The sequence below is a fragment of the Janthinobacterium sp. BJB446 genome, assembly GCF_002735655.1.
In the GTDB taxonomy this organism is placed as follows: Bacteria; Pseudomonadota; Gammaproteobacteria; order Burkholderiales; family Burkholderiaceae_D; genus Janthinobacterium; species Janthinobacterium lividum.
The window spans coordinates 1,856,932-1,882,189 of record NZ_PDZK01000001.1; the positions used below are offsets into that span (position 1 = coordinate 1,856,932).

Consider the following 25,258-nt stretch of genomic DNA (forward strand, 5'->3'; position numbering starts at 1 on the left):
GATGGCCGTTATGCTTCGGCGCATCAGCACTCTGCAGATAGCATAGCCAGTATTTTCGTAGCAATATGCTCACATTATTGCCTTGAATTTCGGCAATTTTATGCAGCCCCAGGCATGCGCCTACCGCTAGCATTTATCCAGCCTATACCCCTAGGCATAGCGCAAACAATTGGCGCTGGCTGGCAATGCCCAGGCGCTTATAGGCGCGCTTTTGATACGTGATCACGCTCGATGGCTGCACGCCCATGGTGTCGGCGATCTCTGCGGCCGTCAAGCCTTCGAGCACGCCGCGCAGCGCATCGAGTTCGCGCTTGCTCAATTGCGGGCCATGCTGGCGCAGCCGGGCCAGCATCATGGGCGAGACGCCTTGCGCGGGCTGGCCGCTCAGGCTGTAGTGGTGTCTGGCCGCATAGGCGAACAGCGGCGACAGGGTTTCGATGGCGGCGATTTCGCCAGGCTGGAACTGCCCCTGGCTGCTGTCGCGGTAGAAATTGACGGACAGCCAGATATCGCTGGCCGGCTGCACCAGCAGCGACAAACGGTCCGACACATTCGGCTTCTGGTAACACGCGGCGCGGTAGCCGGGATGGCGGATTTCGGCGCTGGCTTGCTGGTGCAGCACGATGGCGGGATCGAGCTTCGGCTGGCGCGCGGGCGCGATGACGCTCTGGTTGCCGTCGAGCGCATAGTAATGGCGGGCGTAGCTGTCGGCGATATCCTGCAAAAAGCGTCCGCCGCGCCGGTCGGCCACGGCCACCGTGCGGGGCCGGTTGCCGAACTCATAAGCAAAGATCGTGCACTGGGCGATGGAAGCGGCCGCGCCGGCGGTTTTCAGGATGGCGCCCGCCATGGCATTGACGTCGGCATGGCCGATGGCCGCCACCAGATCGAGGGCGCGCCCCAGATCCAGCTGTCCCTCCGCCTGCCGCCGTTCCACCTGCCAATAGCGCATGGCCGTCTCCCCTGCCCGCCGGACTTATTGCTGCCGCTGCGGCAAGACCCAGTCCGGCCGGATGTAATGGCAGGTATAGCCGTGCGGCAAGCGCTGCAGATAATCCTGATGCTCGGGTTCCGCTTCCCAGAACGGGCCGGCCGGCGCCACTTCCGTCACCACCTTGCCGGGCCACAGGCCGGAAGCGTCGACGTCGCGGATGGTGTCTTCGGCCACCCGTTTTTGCTCATCGCTGGTGTAATAGATGGCCGAGCGGTAGCTGCTGCCGCGGTCATTACCCTGGCGGTCCGGCGTGCTGGGGTCGTGGATCTGGAAGAAGAATTCCAGGATCTTGCGGTAGCTGATGGTGTTCGGGTCGAAAATGATCTCGATGGCTTCCGCATGCGTGCCGTGGTTGCGGTAGGTGGCGTTGGCCACGTCGCCGCCGCTGTAGCCCACGCGCGTGGCGATCACGCCCGGATAACGACGCAGCAAGTCTTGTACGCCCCAGAAGCAGCCTCCGGCCAGGATCGCGGTTTCATTGTCTTGTGCCATGGTGTCTTTCCCGTTCTAGTCAGAAGCAGCTATCTTACTCTGTCGCGCGACTTTCTTCAGCGGGCCAGCAAGCGCTTGAGCTGCGCCGCCTGGTAGGCGCCGATGGCGTCGTTGAACAGGCAGCGGATCAAGGGGTCGTCGACGATGTCGGCTTCCATCAGTTCTTCCCGCGTGGCCGCATCGAATGGCCCGTCGTTGATGCGCATGTACATCGACGTCAGCGATTCGCCCAGCACCAGCGCCGCATGGCATTTCACCAGCGGCACTTCCGTCGTCCAGCCCGGCGCCTCGCCCGTGTCCGGCACGAGGTCGATTAAATCGCCGTGCGTGCGGTAATGCAGGACCGTGGCCGCGCCGTCGTGGCCGTACAGCGACAGCCGCCACACACGCGGGGCCTGGAAATAGCTGTCTTCGGGCAGCTCCATGTCGCGGTAGCGCTCAAGCAAGCCGTTACGGCAAAAATCGAGCACCAGCACCGCATCGGCATCGGTCAAGGGCGCGAAGTGGCGCGCGATGTCCGCCGTGGCGGGCGCAAGCGCCTCGGGGCGGTAGTCGAAATCCACGTCCTGCGGGCCCACGGGAATGACCCAGGGCAGTGGCGCGGCCGGTGCCATGCCGTGCGCGTCGAGCAGCACGGCCGTCGACGGGTCGAGGCGGAAGATGTGCGCCTCGGGCAGCGCGGCGCCGATTTCCTGCGCAAACTGGCGGTAGGTAATCGGGAACATCGCGTGGTTGTACCAGGACCAGTCTTCCTGCACGAACTGGCAGGAGCTAGGCACGATGTAACGGGGCGCCAGCGCGCGCAGCTGCGGCACCCAGTCGTCGGGCAGGTCGACCGGGCTAGGCTGCGCCTGCGACGGCGCGATGACGGCGATCTCGCGCATGGTCTGGAATGGCCATAGCACCATGTCCCAGGGCGCAAAGGCGGAAAGCTGTGCCAGCGTCTCCGGGCCGATCCAGGAATCGACGACATTGAGCACATTCAGCCCGGCCGCACACACCTGGAACAGCGAATCGACATCGTCGTCCAGCGCGCGGCGCGGGATCACTTCGATGGCGCCCACCCGCACCGGCACGTCGACGTGCAGCCGCTGCACGTGGGTAAAACCCAGCGCGCGCAGCATCGCGAACAGTTCATCGAAGACGCAGTACAGGTAGATGGGCGTGGCGCGGTCCAGCACATCGAGGCTGTCGAGCGAACAGTGGTCGTCGTGGAAGTGCGAGATGAAGACGGCATCCCAGCGCAGCCGGCGCACGGCATCGAGGTCGAAGCGCACGGGCGGAAACGCGTGGCAGTTGCGGCTGAACGGGTTTTCGACGATGGGGTCGAAGGCGATGGCAGTGCCTTCGCATTCGAAGACATAGCCGGCGTGCAGGATGCGGGAGATTTTCAGGGGCATGGGTAAATCGGAGTAGACCCAACAGCGGGTACCGGGGTCGGACCCTGAGGGTCCGACCCCAGACTTTGCTTTTGGGTTGAAGAAGGATTGCTGGCGGTACTCCGCCAACTTGCCTCAGTACGAATTATTCAGCACATCCATCGCGAAATACGTAAAGATCATGTCCGCGCCCGCGCGCTTGATGGCGCCCAGGGTTTCCTGCACCACGCGGCGCTCGTCGATGGCGCCCGCCTCGGCGGCGAACTTGATCATCGCGTACTCGCCGCTGACCTGGTAGGCGCCGATCGGCAAACGCGTCACTTCGCGCAGGTCGCGGATGATGTCCAGGTAGGCCCCAGCCGGTTTCACCATCAGCGCGTCGGCGCCTTCGGCTTCGTCGATCAGGGACTCGCGCACCGCTTCGCGGCGGTTCATCGGGTCCATCTGGTACGTCTTGCGGTCGCCCTTGAGGGTGCTGCCGGCCGCGTCGCGGAACGGGCCGTACAGGCCGGAAGCGAACTTGGTCGAATACGCCATCACGGGCGTGTCGTGGAAACCGGCCGCGTCCAGCGCGCTGCGGATCGCCGCCACCTGGCCATCCATGGCCGCCGATGGGGCGATGATGTCGGCGCCCGCCTGGGCCGCGATGACGGCCTGCTTGCCCAAATTCAGTACCGTGCTGTCATTGTCGACCGTGTCGCCATGCAGGATGCCGCAATGGCCATGGTCCGTGTATTCGCAGAAGCAGGTGTCGGACATGACCACCATTTCCGGCACGGCATCCTTGATGATGCGCGACATGCGGGCCACCAGGCCGTCCGGATTCAGCGTGTCCGTGCCGTGGCTATCCTTGTGGTGCGAAATGCCGAAGGTCATGACCGAGCGCAGGCCGGCGCGCGCGTAGCGCTCCACTTCCTGCGCCAGCTTCGCTTCGGGAATGCGGCGCACGCCGGGCATGGACTTGATGTCGATGAAATCGCTGCTGCCTTCGTCGACGAAGATCGGCAGGACCAGGTCGCGCGGATTGATCTCGGTTTCGCGGAACAGCTCGCGCAGTTGCGGGGTCGCGCGCAGGCGGCGCATGCGCGAAGTGGGAAATTGTGCTGGCATGGAATGACTGGCTTCAGGTTAACAACGCCGATTAGTATACGCCGATCACGCCGATTGCGCCGGGCTGCCCGGCAAAAAAGCCGCGCAGGTCAAGAAACCCCGCCCTGCGCCGTCATTGCGCGTGCAGCAGGGCCGCCACTTGCCAGCGCATGTCGGCCGCCAGCTGCACCAGCATGGCGCCGCGGCGGCGCGCGTCCGCGCGCTTTTTCGACGGCACCAGCTCCAGCTCCGGCATCCGGCATGGGCCGCATGGCAGGCGGTAATTGCCATCGCCGGTGGGCAGCGCGTGCAGTTCCCGCCACGCCTGGTCGTAGTCGCACGAGATATGGCGGCGCCGGCGCCAGTTCAGCGCGATGCGGTTGGCGTTGCTGACCAGGTCCAGGTGGGCGCAGCCGAAAAAGTCGCCCAGGTCGCGCAAGGCGGCCACCATCAGGTTTTTCGGCCGGCAGCCGTGCAGCGCCCGCGTGGCCTCTTTTACCGCCTGCGCGCCGGCGGGCGAGCGCAAGCCCTGCAAGGCGCCCAGCTGGATGACGGCGCCGCCAGGCTGAGGCCGGAACAGGAAACTGGCCAGGTACAGCGGGACGCCATCGCGCGTCAGGCGCAGGCACAGCTCCCCTTCGCGGTGGCTATCGTGGATGGCCGTCAGCTGCAAGCGGTAGCTGGCGCCATCCTTGCCCTCGATGGCGGCCAGCACCAGCGCGCGGCGCGCCGCGTATTCCACCAGCGGCCGTGCGCCCGCCTGCCACATGAAGCGGTAATGCCCGCACAGCAGCGCCACCCTCGCCGCGCAGCACAACTGGCGGCTGGCGTAGGGACGATAAATCTTGTACAGCAGGCTGGGATGGGCTTGCGCCAGCGCCGCCAGGCCCGGTGTGCCGGCGATGAACGCTTGCCAGCGCGCGCGCTGCAGGGGAAAGACGATGGCGCCCAGCGCGGCCTTGATACGGTGGCCATGCTGGCGCAGTGGCGCCTGTTGCGGCGCGGCGTTGTCGCCGGTGACGGTAAAAGTATGCATGAAAACGGCTCTGCGACGGGTCGGGACTGGCAAGCCGCGGCAGGCCGCGGGCAGCCCGGAACAGGCGGCTGCGCGCACGCAGCCGCTCTACGCCGGGTAGAACGGATGATAGGGGGAGGCGAAAATGAAGGGGGTTACAAGTTGGTAATGTCGACTTGGCGTATGGCGCACAAGCACATTACGGCAGGGAGCCGACGGCAGGTTCCCTAAGGTCGCGCTTGAGCCGCCGCAGCAGCCAACGCCGCGCCGGCACTTCCAGCAAGCGGTAGCTGATGCCGCTGACAACGAGCAGGATGGCGGTGAAGATCGCCGCCTTCATCATGTAGTCCGCTATGCCCGTGCCAGGCAACATCAGGCGTAGCGGTTTTTGCAGCAGCATGGCCAGCGGCACATGCAGCAAGTAGATGGCATACGAGCAGTCGCCCAGGAAGGCGGCTGCCTGGCCCTCGAGTATCGCCGGCCGCAGCCTGGCGACAAGCCACACCGTCGCGGGCAGGACGCCCATGACGACGAGGCCCAGCGGTATGACATCGCCGGCATCGCCTGCCGCATAAAAAGCGGCAAACACGCCTAGCGCCAGCGCCGCAAAATAGGCCAGTATCCAGGCATGCATGCGGCACTGGAACAACAGCAAGCCACCGGTAAAGCCCAGCAGACCACGCAGCAAGCCTTCGTGTACATCATCCGACTCATAGCCAATCAGGTAGCGGTTCATCCAGACGGCGAACCCCCATAGCAGCAGCGCCGAGCACAGGTGCAGCGCAAGCTTCCAACGCAAACCATGCATGCCCATGCGGACGACAAAGAACCAGATCAAATTGATGGACACCTCGACGAAAATTGACCAGCTGGGTCCGTTCAAGGGGAAGGTAGGCCCGTCATCCTGCAGGCAGGGCAGCATCAGCGCATTGGGCACAAAGCATACGATGTTCGCTGACGTGGCGCCGATGCGGATCTTGAGCAGGGTCACGGCAAGGGCCGCCAGTAGCGCGACGGCGTACAGCGGATACAGCCTGGCAAAGCGGTTATACAGAAAGTCACTGAACGGCATGCCAAGGCGGATGCGCTCTTCATAGCTGTGTGCCATGACCCAGCCGGACAGGATGAAAAAGAAGTCGACCGCCAGGTAGGCGTGCGTGATCTTGAAGCCGAATATGACTGGCAGGTGATACACGGCGACCAGCATCGCGGCCAGGCCACGCAAGCCATCGAGAGAAACGATGCGGCCGCTGAAATGGCCACTCTTCATGCCGGCACCAATCATGCTTACTCCCGATATCCACCTGTCGAACTGGCGCACCGCGCCAGCAAAGAGAACCAGGCAGATATGGCGATCACTCGATGCGGCCGCACGACGACGGGCAGGATGCACCGTCCAATGGCGACGCCATAAAAGTATCAAAATTGTATCATGATGCTTTATTAAAAAGTAAATATGACAACACTTATAGCAAAAAAAACACGGCGACCAGCAAGGCTGGGCTTAGCGGACAATAAAATCGGCCAGCCTGAAACGCAGGCGCAAGCCGGGCGCCGCATCCTCGATCTCCAGGCTGCCGCCATGCAGGGCGGCGATGGCTGCGACGATGGACAGTCCCAGGCCATTGCCGGGCAAGTGACGGCTCTTGTCGAGCCGGTAAAAACGCTGCGTCAGCTTCGGCAGTTCTTCCTTTGGTACGCCAGGGCCGTTGTCGCGCACGGCCAGCCAGCTGCCCTGATCATCGCTGCCGGCCGACACTTCCACCGTGGCGCCCCGCCCCGCATACTTGATGGCGTTGTCGACCAGGCTGGCCAGCGCGCTGCCCAGCAGGTTGCGGTCGCCGCGCGCCGGCACGCCCTCGCCATACATCTGCACCAGCAGCACGCCCTGCTCGTCGGCCGTGGCCTCGTACATTTCCACGATGTCGGCGCCGATCTGCTGCAGGTCGATGTCGTTGAAATTCTCGGGACGCATGCCCGATTCGGCTGCCGCGATCTGCAGCAGCTTGTCGAACACGCGCGTCAGGTCGTCGATGTCGTCGATGGCCGCCTGCGCCGCGCTCTCGTAGCCGGCCACGCCCTGCTGCTGGCGCAGGGCGCCATCGAGCTTGTTGCGGATGCGGCCCAGCGGCGTGCGCAAGTCGTGCGCGATGGCGTTCGACACGTGGCGCACGCCTTCCATCAGGTGCTCGATGCGGTCGAGCATGCGGTTGATGTCGCGGCTCAGCAAGCCGAATTCGTCTTCGCTGGAGACGGGAATGCGCCGGCTCAGGTCTCCCGCCTCGATTTCCCCCGCCGTGCGGCGGATCTGGCCGATGCGCGCCTCAAGCTGGCGGCGGAACAGCCAGGCGCCCGCCACCACCAGCAGGATGGCGACCCCGCCGCCGTAGGCCAGCGAGCGCAGCACCAGCGAACGGATCGACTTGCCCTCTTCCATGTCGCGCCCGACGAACAGGCGCGCGCCGCCCTCCAGTTCACGGATCAGCATGCGCGCGGGCACCCTGCGCCCTTCGCGCGTGACGTCGCGGTGCAGCAAGCGGCCCACGGGGCTGCCCACGTCGGGCCAGGACGACAGATTGCCCGCCACGCGGCTGCCATCGGCGCCCACCAGCAAAAAAATCTCCGTGTCGCTGTCGGTGCGGTCGGTCAGCAAATGGGCGATTTCCGCCGTCGTGCGGCTGGCATCGTCCTGCTGGTACAGGGCGGCGAGGCGCTCCGAGAGCAGGGTCAGCTTGCGGTCCACGCTGCGATCGAGCACGCCGATGGTGCCGAAATAGAACACGGCGCAGACGATGCTGATCGACACGACCACCAGCACGCCATAGCCGAGCGCCAGGCGGGCAGCGATCGAGCGGTGCCAGTTACGCACTGTCGATCACGCCCAGGGTGTAGCCGACGCCGCGCACCGTGTGGATCAGCGGCGGCGAAAATTCCTTGTCCACCTTGGTGCGCAAACGGCTCACCTGCACGTCGATGACGTTCGTCTGCGGGTCGAAATGGTAGTCCCACACGGCTTCGAGCAGCATGGCGCGCGTGACGGACTGGCCCTGGTGGCGCATCAGGTATTCCAGCAGGCGAAATTCGCGCGGCTGCAAGGCGATCTGCCGGTTGGCGCGCGTCACGCGCATGGTGCGCATGTCGAGTACCAGGTCGGCCACCTGCAGCTGCGTCGATTCGGGCACGGGCGCGGCGCGGCGCAGCAGCGCTTCGATGCGCGCCAGCAGTTCGGCGATGGCGAACGGTTTCGACAAATAATCGTCGCCGCCGCTGCGCAGGCCGCGCACACGCTCGTCGACGCTGGACAGGGCCGACAGGACCAGCACGGGCGTGTTGCGGCCCATGCCGCGCAGGCGCGCGACGATGGCCAGGCCATCGATCTCGCCAGGCAGCAGGCGGTCGAGCACCAGCGCATCCCAGTCTTCGCCGCAGGCCAGACGCATGCCATCGATGCCATTGTCGCAGGCGGTGACGTCGTGGCCCGCCTCGCGCAGGCCGGCACAGATATAGCGGGAAGTTTCAGCTTCGTCTTCGATGACCAGGCAGCGCACGGGAGTTCCTTGTAAAAATCAGGGCAGCAGATAGGCGCAGCATACGCCAGCCGCGCGCCACTTGCCAGCCCCGCCGGCGTGCGGCGCGCGATGACAGGGTCGGGTACAATACAGCCTCGACAATTTTTGGCCGCGCCCGCGCGCGCATGTGCGCAGGTTTTATCGGCGCCTCACGGCTTGCCGCGGCCTGCATAGCCACCACTGCCATTAACGAATATCAGGCGCGCCAGGCGCGCGCCACAGACCAATACAGCCATGAAATCGACCCACTCTCTCGCACTGGCGCTGGCCATGGCCATCACCTGCGGCAGCGCCGCCGCCAAAGACACCAAGCAAAGCCTGTTGTTCGATGAAATCCCCATCGGCAGCTGGAGCACGTCCGCCGAACTGGGCGCCATCACCACCTCCGGCAATACGGTCGGCACCTCCGTCACGGGCAAGATCGACGCGCGCCAGGAACTCGATGACTGGAGCAACCAGTACATCTTCAGCGGCTACTTCAAGGAAGACGAAACGACGAACGACGACGGCGAGAAAGTGCGCGAACGCTCGGCCGAGCGCTTTTCCGCCTCCGCCAAGGCCGCCTACAAGCTGATGGCCGACCATGAAAAACTGTTCGTGCTAGCCTCGCACGTGAACGACAAGTTCGGCGCCTACACCAAGTACTCGACCCTGGCCATCGGTCATGGTTCGCGCTGGTACCAGTCCAGCGACAAGAGCATCGACGTGGAAGTCGGTCCAGGCTATTTCAGCGGCACCAATGATGCAGGCGAGTCGGAACACGGCCTGACGGTGCGCGGCGCGGCCGCCATGAAGTGGAAAATCAGCCAGTCGGCCATGTTTACGCAAACGGTCAGCGTGGAGCGGGGCACCTCGAACACCCACTCGATCGCCGAAACAGCCCTCAGCACCAAGATCAACGGCACCATGCAGATGAAAGCCGCCTTCAGCGCCCGCAACGACACGCGCGTGCCGGACGACAAGAAGAACACGGATACGCAAACCTCGCTGACGCTGGTCTACTCGTTCTAGACGCGGACCGGCCATGCTGATGCGACGTCTGCGCGTATGCGCCCTCCTGTGCGCCGCGGCGCTGCTGAGCGGCTGCGCCGCCGTGACCGTCAGCGCGATCTCGCCGGCCGACTACCTGCAGCAGCGGCGCGGCGACATCCTCACCACGGGCAAACTCAGTGCCTCGGCCAGCGAAGTGCTGCGCATCATCGGCAGCGACATCGCCGCCTGCGAAGCCAATACGGGCAGCTGCCGCGCCGATCTGGCCCGCTCCGAGCTGCTCAGCGACGAGCAACGCCTGGCCACCCTGTCCGAACTGTGGCTGGAAAGCGCCCTGGCGGAAGAAAAACAGGGCGGCCACCCGAGTGCCGAGCGGCTGGCCGCCTGGCTCGAATCGGCCCGCTATGCGTATGCCTACCTGTTCTACACGACGCGCACGCCGGGCCAGCGCGCCTTCGAAGAGCGCCAGACGCAAATCCGCGACTACTATAATTATGCCGTGCAAAAGGCCGTCGGCAACCTGTTCCGCCACCGCGGCGAATACCGCCCCGACGGCCATGTGATCCGCGTCGCCGGCTGGGAAATCGACAGCGAATTGTCGGCACTGCGCCTGCCCGAAGACGGCACCCTGCCCGACGAACTGCTGCCGGCCACCTCGCTGTCGTTTTCCGGCCTGCGCAATGTCTACCGGCGCGACGGCTTCGGCGCCGACCTGGTGGCCGTCATGCCCAAGCCGCGAGCGTCGAAAGGCGAGTATGTCCCTTATCAGGAAACCCGCTTCCCCGTCGTCACGGCGCTGATCCGCTTCGACGGCAACAGCCTGCAGGAAGTCCTGGCCACGCAACAGCTGCTGGTGATGCTGGTCGACCCGACCCGCAGCGAATCGACGCGCATGGCGGGACAGGAACTGCCCGTGGCAGCCAATTTCACGGCCGGCTATGGTTTGTGGCTGGCCCGCTCCGGCTTCGGCGTGCAGGCGCTGCGCACCCTGTTCGGCCGTGCCGACGGCATTTCGCGCCCGCAGGTGCACCTGATGCAGCCCTACGACCCCAACAAGCGCACCATCGTCATGCTGCACGGCCTGGCCAGCAGTCCGGAAGCGTGGATCAACGTGGCGAATGAACTGATGGGCGACGAACAGCTGCGCCGCCGCTATCAGATCTGGCAAGTGTACTACCCGAGCAATGCGCCGCTGGCGGCCAACAACGCCGCCATCCGCCAGGCGCTGAACGCGACGCTGGCGCAGTTCGACCCTTCGGCCAGGGCCGATGCCGCGAACGACATGGTCTTGATCGGCCACAGCATGGGCGGCGTGCTGGCGCGCCTGATGGTCTCCGATGCCAGCAATACCCTGCTCGACGCCATCACGGAAGAATACAATTTGAAGGGCAAGAAGGCGGAAAAAGTGCGCGCCGGCCTGGCGCCCTACCTGAATTTCACGGCCATGCCGCAGGTGAACCGCGCCATCTTCATCGCGGCGCCGCACCGCGGCACCTCGTTCGCCAACCACAAGGTGGCGCGCTGGATCGCCAACCTGATCACACTGCCCATCAACATGCTCGACCAGTTGTCCGACGCGGCCGGCAGCCTGGCGCAGCTCGACACGGGCAGCAGCGAACCGCTGCGCATCCCCAACAGCATCGATAACCTCAGCGACAAGGACCCGTTCGTGCGCCTGGTGGCAGACCTGCCCATCAGCCCGAAAGTGCGCTACTACTCCATCATGGGCAATGACACGCCGGACCTGCCATTGGCCGAATCGAGCGACGGCGTGGTCCCCTACGCCAGCGCCCACCTCGATGGCGCCCTGTCGGAAAAAGTCATCCCGTCCTGGCACAGCGTGCAGGAAAGCCCGCAGGCGATCCTGGAGATACGGCGCATCTTGCGCATGCCCGACAGCCTGCCTTAGAGCCTATCCCAGTAGGGAGCATCTTCTGCTGGGATAGGTTCTTAGGCGCCATCACTCCCGCAAGGCCGCCAGCGCGGCGGCGGCCACGGCCAGCGCCGTCTCCGGCGGCGTGCCGTCTTCCAGATGCCATGCCGCCGACAGGCCCGCCCACGCGGCGCCCCACGCCAGCAGCCGCGCCGGATCGAGGCGCGCCGCATCGGCGATCAGCGCCACCTGCCGCTCCAGCCGGCCCGGAAAAGTGGCCAGCGCGGCATCCGGGTTGCACAGGATATTGGCGAAATCAAAACCCCGCTCGCCCACATAGCCTTTCGGATCGATGGCCAGCCAGCCGCGCGCGCCGCCATCGAGCACGTTCGCGTGATGCAGATCGCCATGCAGCACCACGCTGTCCTGCGGCGCCGCCAGCAAATCCTGCGCCACGGCATGGCATGCCGACAACACGCCGCCGCGCGCGGCGGCAGCGGCCAGCGCGGCAAAGCAGCCGGACAAGGGAGGCAAAAGTGGAGCGGATGGCCGCGGCGCATGCAGGCGTGCCGCCACGGCGCACAGGATACCGGTGGCGGCCGCATCGCCCGCCTCCCCCGCGCGCGCCAGCGCGGCCAGCGAACGGGAACCCATCGCCCGCTCAAGCAACAGGACATCCTCCTCCGTGGAGGTGGCCAGCACGCGCACGGCGCCGTTGCCATCCCACCAGCGCAGCACGGCGCCAGCGCGCCGCTCATCGTCGCCGGTCGACAGCTTCAGCATGGCCGGCTGGCCACCGTGCAGCACCGGCAACAGGCATGCGCCATGCGTATGCACGGGCATGCCATCAGCTTGCAATGACCATTGCCGGAGATGGTCGGCAATGCGGTTCCGGTAATCCATGGGCAATCCTGGGATGAGGGTCAGGACGCTACTATAAGAGACAGGTCGGCGGGTAGCCCGTTCACGCCGGCTCGCGCCACTGGTCCTTGATTTCCAGCATGGCCGGCAGCTGTTCGATGAACAGCGCCAGCAGTTGCGGGTCGAAGTGCGTGCCGCTGTCGCGCTGCATGGTGGCGATGGCTTCGTCGACCGTCCAGGCGCGCTTGTACGGGCGTTCGCTGGTAAGCGCGTCGAAGACGTCGGCGATGGCGACGATGCGGCCTTCGTGGGGGATTTCCTCGCCTTTCAAGCCTTGCGGATAGCCGCTGCCGTCCCATTTTTCGTGGTGCGTCAGGGCGATGGTGCGCGCCATTTTCAGCAGGCCGCCCGCATGCTCGCCGATGATGGCGGCGCCGATTTCCGCGTGGCTGCGCATGACTTGCCATTCGTCCGCATCGAGCTTGCCCGGTTTTTGCAGGATGGCGTCGGGGATGCCGATCTTGCCCACGTCATGCATGGGTGCCGCGTTGAGCAGGTCTTCCGCCCTGGCCGCGCTGTAGCCGGCCGCCAGCGCCAGCTGGCGCGCGTAATAGCTCATGCGGATGACGTGCATGCCCGTCTCGTTATCCTTGTATTCGGCCGCCTGGCCGAGGGTCTGGATCACCTGCAGGCGCGAGCGGCGCAACTCTTCGGCGTCGACCAGAGACAGATGCGTGCGCACGCGGGCGCGCACGATGGGCGGGCTGACGGGTTTCGTGATGTAGTCCACGGCGCCCGCGTCAAAGCCATCCGCCTCGTCCTTCACGTCGCACAGGGCGGTGACGAAAATGACGGGAATGGACGCCGTGGCCGGCATGGCCTTGAGCTGCCGGCACACTTCATAGCCCGTCATGGCGGGCATCATGATGTCGAGCAGGATCAGTTCCACGGGATTGTGTTGCGCCAGTTCCAGCGCCTTCTCGCCATCCTTGGCATACAGCAGGCGGTAATCGTCTTGCAAAATCTGGCGCAGCACCTGCAGATTCGTCGCTTCATCGTCAACCAGCAGCAGGATCGGTTTGTCTTCGTGTAAGGTCATCGTTGGCCCAAGGTCAGGAAAGGTCGGCAGGCGCTGGTGCTTCCAGCCATGCCAGCAACTGGCGCAGCACGCCTGCGGCGCGCGCAAATTCAAAGTCGTCGATGGCGCTGGCCAGCGCCTGCAGGCGCGGCTGCTGGCCGTGCGGCGCCAGCATGGCGGCAATCTGCGCCATCAAGGCGTCGTCCAGCTGCCCGCCTTCCAGGCTGGCGATGGCTTGCCGCAGCAAGGCGCCGGCGGCGGCTGCATCGAGGGGCGCGCTGGCGGCCGGCGCTTCCATGGCGACGGCCGGCATATCCACCTCTTCCAGCTCGCCGGCCAGCGCCATGAAGGCAGCCGCCAGCTGCACCAGCAATTCGGTCACCGGCAACTGGCGCGCGATGGCTTGCTCGATGCGTCCCAGCAGGCTTTCGACCTGCACCAGGCACAGGTTGCCCGCCGCGCCCTTGATACGGTGCAGCAGGTGGCCCGCCACGCTGCTTCCGCCGCGTTCCAGTTCCGCCGCCAGCATCGCGGCGCAGTCGCCATTGGCTTGCACGAAGCGCGCAATGGCGCGCTGCAATGCCGCGCGTCCGCCCCACAGGGCGATGCCGCGCTGCCAGTCGACCTGGCCGGCGGCGGCACGCGCCGCCGCGCCGGCCGCCGGCGGCGGCATGGCCACGGCGATATCGAGCAGGCGGGCGATTTCCGCCGTCAGCTTGTGCATTTCCAGCGGCTTCGAAGCAAAGCCGTTCATGCCGGCCGTCTGCGCGGCGCGCCGGTCCTGTTCCAGCACGCTGGCCGTCAGGGCGATGATGGGCGTCGCCTTCAAGCCCTGCTCGCGCTCGTGCACGCGGATCAGGCGCGTCGCTTCCAGGCCGTCCATGCGCGGCATCTGCACGTCCATCAGGACGATGTCGAAGCTGCCCTTGCTGAACTCGCGCACGGCACTCTCGCCATCGCTGGCGGCGATCACCTGGTGGCCGGCCGCACCCAGGCTGATCAGGAGCAGCTCCACATTCTGCGGCACATCGTCGGCCGCCAGGATGCGCAGCGGCGGCAAGGCCACCACAGGCTGCTCGCTGCGGCGCGCCACGGCCTTGCCCGGCGCCAGCGGCAACAGCACGTGGAACACGCTGCCCACGCCCAGGGTACTCTCCACCGTGATCGTGCCTTTCATCAGTTCGACCAATTGCAGCGAAATCGTCGTGCCCAGGCCCGTGCCGCCAAAGCGGCGGCTCATCGAAGAATCGGCTTGCGTAAAGGGGGCGAATATCTTGTCCAGGCGGTCGGCGGGGATGCCGATGCCCGTGTCGTGCACGGCGATATGCACCTGCTCGCCCTGCATGCCGACGGCCACGCGCACATGGCCCACTTCCGTGAACTTGACGGCGTTGCCGATCAGATTCGTCAGCACCTGCTGCACCCGGCGCGCGTCGCCCAGGAAGAACTGGCCCATGCCCGGATCGACATCGACATGCAGCACCAGGTCGCGCGCATGCGCCGTGATGCGCAGCGACGCGGCCACGTGGTCGACCAGGTCGGGCAGCGAAAAGTCCACCAGTTCCAGTTCGGTCGCGCCTTTTTCCAGCTTGGCCATGTCGAGGATGTCGTTGAGCAGCTCGAGCAGGGAACGGGCGGACTGGCGCACCGTGCCCAGATGGCGGCGCTGCAGGCTGTCCAGGGCGGTCCCCAGCAGCACTTCCGTAAAGCCGATGATGGCGTTCATCGGCGTGCGGATTTCATGGCTCATGTTGGCCAGGAAGCTGGTCTTCGATTCGGCGGCCAGCTCGGCGCGGTCTTTTGCCGCGCGCAGGTTTTCCTGCATGGCGCGCCGCTCGCTGACGTCGGTGGCCAGCTTGACCACCTTGAACGGCTTGCCGTCCGTGTTGAAGATCGGATTGTACGAAGCCTGTATCCACACTTCCTTGCCATCCTTGCCGATGCGCTTGTACTCGCCCGTATTGAACTGGCCACTGGCCAGCTGCTGCCAGAACGCGATGTAGTCTGGCGAGGTCACATAACCCGGTTCGCAGAAGATGCTGTGGTGCAGTCCCAGCACATCGTCGAGCTGGTAGCCGACCAGATCGAGGAAGTTCTCGTTGGCCGCCAGGATGCGCCCCTGCAAGTCGAACTCCGCGACGGCAGTCGCGCGCGAGATGGCCGTCACCTTGCCTTCGTATTCGGCGTTGCGCAATTCGCTTTCCGTGATGTCGAGGATGACGCCATCGATCCAGCGCACCACGCCGTCGTTATCGAGCACGGGGCCGCTGCTTTCGCGCACCCAGCGCTCGCGCCCGTCGCGGTGGATCATGCGGTAGACGTTCTCGAAGTCGCGCTTTTCTCCGGCCGCCTGCACGCAGGTGTCGTTGACGCGCTGGCGGTCGTCCGGGTGCACGAGGTCGAACAGCCTGACGCGCCCTTCGGCGAAGTCCTGCGGCATCCAGCCCGTCAGGTTGAAGACGGCATCGCTGATGAAGATCATCTTCCATTCGGGCGCGAAGCTGCAGTGGAAGGACACGCCGGGGATGTTGCGGATCAGGGTGCGGTACTGGCGCTCGCTGTCCTTCAGTGCCTGCTCCATGCTGCGCGACGAGCGCATGTCCGTGACAAACGCCACGAACAGGGGCTGGCCCGGCGTGTCGATCTTGCCGATCGCCACGCGCATGGGCAGCACGGTGCCATCCTTGTGGCAGCCATCGAGTTCGCGTCCGCTGTCGAGAATGCGCGAGGCGCCCGTTTCCAGGTAGTCGCGCAGATAGCCTTCGTATTCGGCCGCGTCGGACGGCTGCAGCAGCACGCTGGCGTCGCGCCCCACGATCTCCGCTTCGCGCCAGCCGAACAGGCTTTCCGCGGCGGGATTGAAGGAGCGCACCTTGCCCTGGCCATCGATGGTGATCAGGCCGTCGGCCGCCGTATCGACGATGGCGCGCAGGCGCGATTCGCTGGCGCTGGCGTGGCGCAGCAGCTGGCGGTAGCGCAGCAAGCCGTTCGCGGCGGCCACGAAGACGGTCAGGGTGACGGTGATCAAGGCCACGGCCAGGGCCACGAACGAGGCCTGTACCGTAATCGTGTTCTCGCCCGCCGTGGGCGTGCCGGAAAAGCGGGCCGCCAGCATGCCCGTGTAATGCATGCCGGAAATGGCTAGCCCCATGACAACACTGCTGACCAGCAACGACGCCAGGGGAGTGAGGCGCAAACGCATGGCGCTCAGGCCAAAGCGTATCCACAGCGCCAGCATGGCCATGACGACAGCCACCACCAGCGACAAGGCGAACAGCCACGGCTGGTAATGCAGGGTCAGCGAAGTCTGCATGGCGGCCATGCCGCTGTAATGCATGGAACCGATGCCCACGCCGACGAGCACGCCGCCCACCACCAGCTGGCGCCAGTTGATGCTCGGGCGCGCCAGCAGGTGCAGCGCCACCCATGAAGCGGCCACGCCGGGCAGCATCGACAGCAAGGTCAGGCTGGGGTCGAAGGATACGCGCGTGCAGATGTCGAAGGCCAGCATGCCGATGAAGTGCATCGACCAGATGCCGCCGCCGAGCGCGATGGCGCCCGTGATGATGGCCGTCTGGCGCTGGAAGCCACGCTCGCTGCTGCGCGCCATGCCGGCGATCTGCAAGGCCATGAACGAGGCAAAGATGGCGATACCGACGGAAAACAGCACCAGCCACGCATTGTGCGTGCCGTAGATGTACTGCATGGTATCGCTCGATACGGCAAAGATGGAACTAAACATACTGTCGTGGCATAAGGTGAGTGAAACGTGACGTCGCAAAACATGACGGCCCACCGCGCGCGCTGGCGCCACGCTTTTTACTAAAGCGGCAACACAGCGGAAATGACAACGGTAGCAGTCGACCAGGGCAAGGCTCGGTCATCACGCCCGCGCCTGCCGCGCGGGGGAAAGGTGCTTTTTACAGAGTGAAAAAGCGGAATGCGTACGAACTCTGGCGCGGATGGCTGGCCGCCAGCGTGACGATGATTTTTTAAAGAGCCATGAGTATAGTTGCTTTGCGAACATATTCATAGGACTTCAGCAATACAGTTATCAAAAATGATAGTTATTGCGGCGGCGATGCGACACTGGCCCGTCTGCGCCTACCCCTGCGGCCAGCGCGCGCGGATGGCCGCGGATTCCTGGCTGATCGGTCCAGCCGTCTCGCTGACAGGGATACCGGCCAGTCTACAGCGGCGGCTCAGTTCCTCCTTGATATGGCACAGCGTCCAGCGCTGCGGCACGGGCAGGTTCAGGCCCACCACGCGGATCAGCGGATAGTCCGCGAGAGTCGTGTAGAGCAGCAGCTCCACGCGCGCCAGCGGTGCCGGGGTCCGATAGACCTGCAATGCGCCCCCATACGCGACCACGTCCAGCCGCTGCAGCTGCGACAAGTCCAGCTGCACGCTTTTATCCCAGCCGGGCAGGCGCCGCGCATGGCGCCGCAGCAACAGGCCCGCATCGTCAAGTTCCACATGAAAGAGCAGACTGCGTCCCGGAAACAGCACCAGGCCCGCGATCCAGGCGGCCAGCGCCAGCGGAGAGAACAACACTGCCTCGCCCGCGTACGGCACGTCGCGCCAGACGGCTTGCAGGACAAACGCGAGGATCAGGGCACAGCCGCCCAGCAGCACGCTGCGCCACAGCACGGGACGCAGATTGGCCATCATCGCCGCATGCGAGCTTGCATCGTCGGCCGGCGAAAAACGGATCCATTCGGCGCGCGCCGGCTTCAGCGTGGGTCTCAGCTCCCCGCTCAAGCGTTCTGCGCCAGCATGCCGCGGAACCACGCCAGCTGCTCGCGCGTCAGGTAATTGGCGCCATCGCCATGCAGGAGGACGATCTCGATCTCGGGCGGAATCGAGGCGATCAGTTGCGCGCCCGTCACGGGAATCTTGGGAAAGTTAATGCCAGCCAGGAAGGCCAGGTCTTCCGCCACCGTCACGCACTGGCGCTCGGGATTGGGCGATGGCACGAGGAACAGGTCGATCTGTTCGCTTTGTCCGCCGATGACGACGTGTAATTGCGCGGTCAGCAGTTCGGGCAGGATCAGCTCGATATTATTCTCGGCGCGCGATTGCTGGAAAGCGCTTTTCAGGGGCGTGAGGACAGGTGTGGCGGACATGGGAACAGTCAGAAATGGGGACGGCGGCAGTGTAGCAGAGGCGCCCGCCCGGGACGCGCTCTGCTGGCACAACGGCTACATCTTGTAGTTCAAGGAAAGCAGCACGCTGCGCGGCGCACCGTAGCGTTCCAGCCCGCCCGACCATGAATAGCCGAGTCCCTGGTAGTAGCGGCGGTCGAGCACGTTGTCGACATTCACGCGCAGCTGCAGCTGCTCGCTGATCCGGTAGCCGGCCGTCAGCCCGACGATGGCGTAAGCGCCCTGCCGCGTATCGAAGCCCGTTTCGCGGCGGTAGATCTTGTCCTGCGCGTAGACGGAGGCGCCCAGGTTCCATTTCGCCAGGCTGCCGCTCAGCTGCACATTCGTGTACAGCTTGAACAATTGCTTCGGCTCATCCGTGGCGATGCGCTGGCCGATGTTGGCCGCTACGCTGTCCTTGGTGTACTTGGCCAGTACATAGGTGTAGCCACCCGCGATCTGCCAGCCCGGCAATGGCGAGCCCGACAATTGCAAGTCGATGCCTTCGCTCTGCACCTGCCCGGCCGCGCGGGCGCAATAGATGGCGCCGCCCGTGGGGCAATTGACCTCGTCGGCCATGGCGCGGTTGTTTTGCCTGATGCGGAACAAGGCGCCGCTGGCATTGAGCCTGCCGCCAAAATATTCTCCCTTGACGCCCGCTTCCAGGTTGGTGCCGCTCAGTGGCGGCAAGGTGTTGCCGCGCACATCGAGCTCGCTTTGCGGCTGGAAGATCTGCGTGGCGCTCGCATATACGGAATGGTGCTGGTCCAGGTCGTAGACGAGGCCCGCGTATGGCGTGAATTTCGCGTTTTCCGTCAGGCTCCGGCGCCAGGCCGGGTTGGTGGAATACCAGCCCGTGACATCCTGCGCATACCAGCCGAAGCGCCCGCCCAGCACCAGGCGCAGCGGATCGGCCAGGCTGAAGTTACCAGCCGCATACAGGCCCTTCTCGTCCGTCTTGCGGCCCCAGTTATATGGCTCGAACGGCGCGCCGTTCATGCGGTAGGCGCGCGGATTCCAGTGGCGGATATCGATCACGCGCTTCCCGGCGCCTTCCCAGCTCTGGCCCGCGTCCGAATCGTCATGGCGGTAGCTGGCGCCCACGATAAGGTCATGCTGGCGGCCGAACCAGGTGACGGGGCCACTCAGGCGCCAGTCCGCCACCACTTGTTCCGTGTTGTACTTCCAGCCCGTTTCCGACTGTTCCAGCAGATACGTTTCGCCGTCGACGCGGCTGTTGGTGGTGTTGCGCGTGCTCGACGAGGCATCGATGCGCGTGATGGCGAAGCGGCTGCGCCAGCCCTTGTCCAGCTTCGTTTCCAAGTCGGCGAAAACGACGTTGTTGTCGCGTTTCTGGAAGGAATCAGCATTGTTCAGGAAAGTCGAGCGCGGCAAGGGCATGTGGCTGCCATCGGCAAACGTGGGCAAGCCGACGAACACGCCGTCGGTGCGGCTGTGCTGGCGCGAAAAACCGATGCCGGCCGTGGTCGACGGCGTCAGATCCGCCTCGACGATCGCATACAAGGTGCCGTTGGTATTGTTGACGACGTCGACGAAACTGTCGCTGTCGCGCCAGCTGGCCGCGACACGCCCCCGCACGCTGCCCGAAGCGTTCAGGGCATTGCTGGCGTCCACCGTCAATTGCCGGTCCTTCCAGCTGCCCAGGTGGGCCGAGGCGTTCAGCAAGGGCGTGGCCATGGGACGCTTGCGCACCATGTTGATGCTGCCCGACGGTGCGCCCGCCCCTTCCATCAGGCCCGTGGCGCCGCGCACCACTTCCACCCTGTCGTACATCAGCATGTCGGCGGAAACGTTGCGCTCATTGAAACCCGTCACATCGAGCGGCAAGCCATCCACGTTGACGTGGCTCAAGGCAAAGCCCCGGGCGAAATACGTGGTTTCCTGGTCGGACACGCCCTGCGTCTTGCCATACAGGCCGGGCGTGGCGCGCGCCACGTCCTGCAAGGTGGTCAGGTCGAAATCTTCCATTTGCTGGCGCGAAATGACGCTGACCGTTTGCGGCGTGTGGCGCTGCGACAGGTTCAGGCCCGTGGCCGTCGACATATTGCGCGCCGTATATAAGCCCGTGCCTTCCGTGGCGCGGTCCGCCTCGGCGCTGACGACCACGGCGGGCATGCTGGCCAGGCCGCCATCGGCCGTGCTGGTATTGATTTTACGCAAGAGGTAATTGCCATTGCCACCGTCCGTCACTTCGAGACCGCTGCCTTGCAGCAGTTTTTGCAGGCCGGCAGAGATGCCATGGCGCCCTTGCAAGCCCGACGTCACCAGGCCGTCGAGCGCCACGCCCTGGGTGGACAGGTTGACGCCGGCGGCGATGGCAAACGATGCCAGCGCGCTGCGCAGGCTGCCGGCGGGAATGCTGTAGTCGCGCACGCTGGCGGCCGGACTGGACTCGGCGGCCAGCGCCGCTTGCGGCAAACCGGTGCCGGCGGCGCCCACGGCGAGGAGCAGGACCAGCGCGGCGCGCACGGCGCCGGTGGTGGGATGGAGCGTCATTCGTGCTGCGGTAATGCGGTGCTGCAAAGCCATGTGGACCCTTTCGATGGTTCGGATTGTTCGTTCTCTACCTTGTATGACGAAGCAATCCGGAAAAAGGGACAGGCAAAAAGTAAATTGGGGCATGTCGGCTTACGCCCTGCGGGCTAAGCCGACTTGCCATACCCGACAGCCGTAGGTCGGCTTAGCGTGGCAAGGCCACGCGTAAGCCGACAATCTCAAGCCGCTTCGACACTGATCCAGTAGCGCGTGCGGCGCGCCAGACGGATCGGCAAGGAGCGCTGCAGCAAGAGCAGGATGTTGTCCGGGTCGTTCAACTGGAAGATACCGTCCACGGGCATGGCCGCCAGCGCGGGATCGCAGCGCAGCACGCCATAGCGGTAGCGCGCCACCTGTTCGAGCACCTCGCCCAGCGGCATGCGCTCGGCGATCAGCACGCCCTGCAGCCAGCCGGCAGCGCGCGGCGCCAGCGGCGTCAAGGCAGAAACGGCGCGGTCGTCGAAACTGCCCTGCCGGCCCGCATCGATCCTGCGCAAGGCGTCGGGAGCGTCCCTTGGCCGTATCTCGACGGCGCCTTCGCTGACGCTCACCTCGGTGCGCGGCGCCAGCACGCTGCCAGCGTGGCGCACGCTGAAATGCGTGCCCAGCGCGCGCACGGCGCCATTGCTGCTGCGCACGAGGAAGGGGCGCGCCGGCACGGCCCCGTCGTGCGCCGTGCCGACATGGATTTCCCCTGCATGCAGCACGAGCAGCCGCGCCGCGCCGTCAAAATGCACATCGATGGCCGTGTCCGTGTTAAGCACCAGTCGCGTGCCGTCAGGTAAGGTCAGGTGGCGGATTTCCCCCCTCGCCGTGCGGATGGCGGCGCGCCACGCCTGCCACGGCGCCGACTGGCTGGCCAGCCACAGCGCCGGCCCGGCCGCTATCAGCCCGGCCAGGCCGTAGAGCACGGCACGCCGGTGCGGCGACTGCGGCGCCGCGTCCGCCGTCTGGCGCAGCGCGGGCGGCACGCTGGCCAGGGTGCTGCACACGAGTTCGGCACGCTGCCAGGCAGCTTCGTGCGCGGGATCGCTGGCGCGCCAGGTCTGGAACGCTTGCTGCTCGCCTGCAGTCAAGGCGCCCCCGTGCAGGCGCACCAGCCATTGCGCCGCCGCCCGCGCGGCACGGGGATCGATGGCAGCCGTGCTGGCACTCACAGGATCAGCAAGATGCAGCGCTCAAACGCCTGCACCATGTAGCGCTTGATGCTGCGCTCGCTCACGGCCAGGCGCCGGGCGATTTCCCCATACGCGAGACCATCGACATGCGCCAGCAGGAAGGCGCTGCGCACCGGCGGCGGCAAGCCGTCGAGCATGGCATCGATGCGCTGCAGGGCTTCGCGCACCAGCAAACGCTCTTCCGGCGACTGCATCAGCAGATCGGGCTGCTGCGCCAGGGTTTCCAGCCAGGCTTGTTCCAGCGACAGGCGCCGGTAATGGTCGATCAGCAGGCGCTGCGCCACGGTCGTCAGGTAGGCGCGCGGCTCGTGCAAGGTTTGCCGGCCCTCAGGCGGCGCCGTCAGCAGGCGCACGAAGGTATCCTGCGCCAGGTCGGCCGCATGGTCGGCGCACTGCAGCTTGGCGCGCAGCCAGCGCATCAGCCAGCCGTGGTGGCTGCTGTAGATGCCGGCTATCGACTCGCTGGACTGCGCAATGTTCACTAGGGACTCCGATGCGCACAAGGCAAGGCGCGGCCAATTGATAATAATTCTCATTATCACAAATCATTGCCTCCGCCGTCAATGCCGGCGCCTGCCTATCCGTGGAAACTGTTGTTTCAACGCGGCCGCAATCCTCTAGCGCTTGATGTACAGGCTCTTCATCACCATGCCGCCGCGCATTTTCTTCGCGCCCGGCGCCAGCCCTGCCGGACAAGCGCCCTGGAACACGGCTGCCAGTTCCGTGTGCTGCACTTCGTTCTTGCCATTGACTTGCACAGTGGTGTCGGCGCTCAGGGTATATGCCTTGGCCAGGTCGCCCTTGAAGGCACCAGCCAGCCTGGCGTCCGGGCAGCTGGCCTCGAATTGATAACTGTCGCCCTGGCGGCTTTGCGACTCGATCTTGCATTCCTGCTCGAAACCGGACCACAGATCGTCGTCGATCAGGCGGTCGCGCGGCTGGTCGACGCAGATTTCCCAGGAAAATGGCGAGGTGGCGGGCGTCACCTTCCACAGCCCCGTGGCGCGCTGCAAGCGCTGCACCGGCTCGCCCGCCGAAGCGAACGTGGCCGCGCACAGGGGAAGGATGGTCATCAGAAACAAGGTCGCGCGGCGCTTCATGGGCATGCTCTTTCGGCTAAAAACTTGAATATAGCAAAGAGAAATGCCCGCAGGCCACACGCTTAGCCGTGCATGACGGCCGCGCGGATTTACGCCGGATAGGCTTTCCCGGGCTTTGCGGCCAGCACGAAGGGGATGGCAAACGGCCCCAAAAAGGTCACCAGGACGGCCCGGACGGCCGTTGTCCTGATCTGGCGGCGCTTGGCAATGCACATGCAGGCAAAGGCCGACAAAGACCAGAGCAAGGCAGGCAAGTATGCAGTCATCATGAACTCCGGATGCGCCTTGGAAGGCAGGAAAACCATGCTGACACGGAAATGTGGCCACTGCAATGGCAGATTGCGCATCTGCCATTGCAGTGGGCGGCCAAGCGCCCCTCTTTCAGCCATTCTTAAGACTGCAGACGGCTGCCGGCCAGCGATATGGTCAATAATACACGGTCAGTGCTGGCCGATCTTCATGATTTTCAGCGCGTTCGTGCCGCCGACCTTGCCCATCGGCTCGCCCCAGGTCAGCACGACGGTGTCGCCCTTGGCCACGACTTTATGTTCCAGCAGCAAGTCTTCCGCCTGTTGCAAGACCTTGTCGCGGTCGGTGCCGGACGTCAGCTCCAGGGTGCTGACGTTGCGGTACAGGGCCAGCTTGCGGCGCGTGCCCACGCTCGGGGTCAGGGCCACGATCGGGATGTCGATATTGCAACGGCTCATCCACAGTGCCGTGGAACCCGATTCCGTCAGGGTGGCAATCGCCTTCACGCGCAGGTGATGGGCCGTAAACAGGGCGCCATAGGCGATCGACTGGTCGATGCGCGAGAACGTGGCGTTGAGGAAATCGGCGTCCAGCTTGCAGGTGTCCCATTTCTCCGCGTCCAGGCAGATGGCGGCCATCGCTTCCACCGTTTCGATCGGGTAACGGCCCGAGGCCGTTTCCGCCGACGTCATGACGGCATCCGTGCCATCGAGCACGGCATTGGCCACGTCGGACACTTCCGCGCGGGTCGGCACGGCGTTGACGATCATCGATTCCATCATCTGCGTGGCCGTGATGGCCAGCTTGTTCGAGGCGCGCGCCATCTTGATCATGCGCTTTTGCAAGGCCGGTACGGCCGCGTTGCCCACTTCCACAGCCAGGTCGCCACGGGCCACCATGATGCCGTCGGACGCGTCGAGAATTTCTTGCAGCGCAGGAATAGCTTCCGCACGCTCGATCTTGGCGATCATCATCGGCTTGTGGTCCCACGCTTCGCCGGCGATATTGGCCAACTGGCGCGCCATGACCATGTCGGTGGCATTTTTCGGGAAGGACACAGCCACGTAATCGGCCTGGAAGCTCATCGCCGTTTTCACGTCTTCCATGTCTTTCGCCGTCAGGGCCGGTGCGGACAGGCCGCCGCCCTGGCGGTTGATGCCCTTGTTGTTCGACAATTCGCCGCCGATCTTGACGGTGGTGTGGATTTCGCTGCCGACGACCTTGTCCACCGTCAGCACGATGAGACCGTCATTCAGCAGCAGCACGTCGGCAGTGCGCAAGTCGCGCGGCAATTCCTTGTAGTCGAGGCCGCAGCGCTCGATATTGCCCAATTCGCCGTTTTCTCCCCATTTCGCGTCGAGGATGAACTTGGCGCCGTTTTCCAGGAAAATCTTGCCTTCTTCAAACTTGCCAACGCGAATTTTCGGGCCTTGCAAGTCGGCCATGATGGCCACTTCACGGCCGCACAGGGCTGCCGCTTCGCGCACCATGCGGGCGCGGTCGATATGGTCTTGCGCCTTGCCATGCGAAAAGTTCAGGCGCACGACGTCGACGCCGGCCTTGAACATGCGGACCAGAGTATCGATATCGTTGGAAGCGGGGCCGATGGTGGAAACGATCTTGGTGGCGCGTTGCTGTACTTGCATGGTCATGGTGTGCTGCTTTCTATAAAGTTCGTGCTGCTACAAGGG

General features: G+C 65.0%; 21 protein-coding genes. 2 read left to right on the top strand and 19 right to left on the bottom strand.

The window, feature by feature from the left end; all coding sequences use genetic code 11:
• Positions 1–142: 142 nt before the first annotated feature.
• The 8 genes from CSQ92_RS08240 to CSQ92_RS08275 all read right to left on the bottom strand — a co-directional run bounded on the left by CSQ92_RS08240 (position 143) and on the right by CSQ92_RS08275 (position 8,517).
• Positions 143–952, bottom strand: a complete 810-nt coding sequence (locus CSQ92_RS08240) for a helix-turn-helix domain-containing protein (RefSeq protein ID WP_070257028.1) — start codon at positions 950–952, stop codon at positions 143–145.
• 24 nt (positions 953–976) lie between these two features.
• Positions 977–1,486 (bottom strand): peptide-methionine (S)-S-oxide reductase MsrA, encoded by a 510-nt coding sequence (gene msrA, locus CSQ92_RS08245; protein ID WP_034785801.1) that lies wholly within the window; start codon positions 1,484–1,486, stop codon positions 977–979.
• Between the two features lie 56 nt (positions 1,487–1,542).
• A complete protein-coding gene (locus tag CSQ92_RS08250; protein ID WP_099393819.1) occupies positions 1,543–2,886 on the bottom strand; it encodes an MBL fold metallo-hydrolase in 1,344 nt (447 codons plus the stop codon).
• Positions 2,887–3,000: 114 nt separating this feature from the next.
• Positions 3,001–3,975: a porphobilinogen synthase gene (gene hemB, locus CSQ92_RS08255; RefSeq protein ID WP_099393820.1), complete on the bottom strand. Its 975-nt coding sequence runs from the start codon at positions 3,973–3,975 to the stop codon at positions 3,001–3,003.
• Positions 3,976–4,087: 112 nt separating this feature from the next.
• Complete coding sequence (locus CSQ92_RS08260) at positions 4,088–4,990, bottom strand: VirK/YbjX family protein (RefSeq protein ID WP_099393821.1); 903 nt, start codon at positions 4,988–4,990, stop codon at positions 4,088–4,090.
• A 178-nt stretch (positions 4,991–5,168) separates the two neighbouring features.
• The gene (locus CSQ92_RS08265) at positions 5,169–6,254 is read right to left on the bottom strand and encodes an acyltransferase family protein (RefSeq protein ID WP_099393822.1); all 1,086 of its coding nucleotides are present in this window, start codon (positions 6,252–6,254) and stop codon (positions 5,169–5,171) included.
• Positions 6,255–6,473: 219 nt separating this feature from the next.
• Positions 6,474–7,838, bottom strand: coding sequence for a sensor histidine kinase (locus tag CSQ92_RS08270; RefSeq protein ID WP_099393823.1), 1,365 nt, complete (start codon positions 7,836–7,838; stop codon positions 6,474–6,476).
• The gene (locus CSQ92_RS08275; protein WP_034785794.1) at positions 7,831–8,517 is read right to left on the bottom strand and encodes a winged helix-turn-helix domain-containing protein; all 687 of its coding nucleotides are present in this window, start codon (positions 8,515–8,517) and stop codon (positions 7,831–7,833) included. Before CSQ92_RS08275 ends, CSQ92_RS08270 begins: the two co-directional genes overlap by 8 nt.
• Before the next feature lie 255 nt (positions 8,518–8,772).
• On the opposite strand from CSQ92_RS08275, the gene CSQ92_RS08280 reads away from it, so the two are divergent.
• Positions 8,773–9,549, top strand: coding sequence for a DUF481 domain-containing protein (locus CSQ92_RS08280; RefSeq protein WP_034785793.1), 777 nt, complete (start codon positions 8,773–8,775; stop codon positions 9,547–9,549).
• A 13-nt stretch (positions 9,550–9,562) separates the two neighbouring features.
• Positions 9,563–11,437: an esterase/lipase family protein gene (locus CSQ92_RS08285; RefSeq protein ID WP_099393824.1), complete on the top strand. Its 1,875-nt coding sequence runs from the start codon at positions 9,563–9,565 to the stop codon at positions 11,435–11,437.
• A gap of 51 nt (positions 11,438–11,488) precedes the next feature.
• Here the strand turns inward: CSQ92_RS08285 and CSQ92_RS08290 are convergent, their stop codons facing one another.
• The 11 genes from CSQ92_RS08290 to pyk form a co-directional block, all read right to left on the bottom strand.
• Positions 11,489–12,304 carry an aminoglycoside phosphotransferase family protein gene (locus CSQ92_RS08290; RefSeq protein WP_099393825.1) on the bottom strand — a complete coding sequence of 272 codons (816 nt, stop codon included), beginning with the start codon at positions 12,302–12,304 and terminating at the stop codon, positions 11,489–11,491.
• 61 nt (positions 12,305–12,365) lie between these two features.
• Positions 12,366–13,361 carry a response regulator gene (locus CSQ92_RS08295; RefSeq protein ID WP_070280554.1) on the bottom strand — a complete coding sequence of 332 codons (996 nt, stop codon included), beginning with the start codon at positions 13,359–13,361 and terminating at the stop codon, positions 12,366–12,368.
• Positions 13,362–13,374: 13 nt separating this feature from the next.
• A complete protein-coding gene (locus tag CSQ92_RS08300; protein ID WP_099393826.1) occupies positions 13,375–17,082 on the bottom strand; it encodes a PAS domain S-box protein in 3,708 nt (1,235 codons plus the stop codon).
• A 362-nt stretch (positions 17,083–17,444) separates the two neighbouring features.
• On the bottom strand, positions 17,445–18,101 hold the full coding sequence (locus tag CSQ92_RS08305) for a hypothetical protein (RefSeq protein ID WP_099393827.1): 657 nt from the start codon (positions 18,099–18,101) through the stop codon (positions 17,445–17,447).
• Positions 18,098–18,466: a hypothetical protein gene (locus CSQ92_RS08310; RefSeq protein ID WP_099393828.1), complete on the bottom strand. Its 369-nt coding sequence runs from the start codon at positions 18,464–18,466 to the stop codon at positions 18,098–18,100. The genes CSQ92_RS08305 and CSQ92_RS08310 overlap by 4 nt, the downstream gene beginning before the upstream one ends.
• 75 nt (positions 18,467–18,541) lie before the next feature.
• Entirely contained in the window at positions 18,542–21,001 is a 2,460-nt protein-coding gene (locus tag CSQ92_RS08315; protein ID WP_257219162.1) for a TonB-dependent siderophore receptor, read from the bottom strand.
• 218 nt (positions 21,002–21,219) lie between these two features.
• Positions 21,220–22,197 (bottom strand): FecR domain-containing protein, encoded by a 978-nt coding sequence (locus tag CSQ92_RS08320; protein WP_099393830.1) that lies wholly within the window; start codon positions 22,195–22,197, stop codon positions 21,220–21,222.
• Complete coding sequence (locus CSQ92_RS08325; protein ID WP_034788871.1) at positions 22,194–22,700, bottom strand: sigma-70 family RNA polymerase sigma factor; 507 nt, start codon at positions 22,698–22,700, stop codon at positions 22,194–22,196. Before CSQ92_RS08325 ends, CSQ92_RS08320 begins: the two co-directional genes overlap by 4 nt.
• A 135-nt stretch (positions 22,701–22,835) precedes the next feature.
• Positions 22,836–23,318 (bottom strand): DUF3617 domain-containing protein, encoded by a 483-nt coding sequence (locus tag CSQ92_RS08330; RefSeq protein WP_099394629.1) that lies wholly within the window; start codon positions 23,316–23,318, stop codon positions 22,836–22,838.
• 89 nt (positions 23,319–23,407) lie between these two features.
• Complete coding sequence (locus CSQ92_RS08335) at positions 23,408–23,665, bottom strand: hypothetical protein (RefSeq protein WP_099393831.1); 258 nt, start codon at positions 23,663–23,665, stop codon at positions 23,408–23,410.
• 93 nt (positions 23,666–23,758) lie between these two features.
• Positions 23,759–25,219 carry a pyruvate kinase gene (gene pyk, locus CSQ92_RS08340; RefSeq protein WP_081345659.1) on the bottom strand — a complete coding sequence of 487 codons (1,461 nt, stop codon included), beginning with the start codon at positions 25,217–25,219 and terminating at the stop codon, positions 23,759–23,761.
• Between the last annotated feature and the right edge of the window lie 39 nt (positions 25,220–25,258).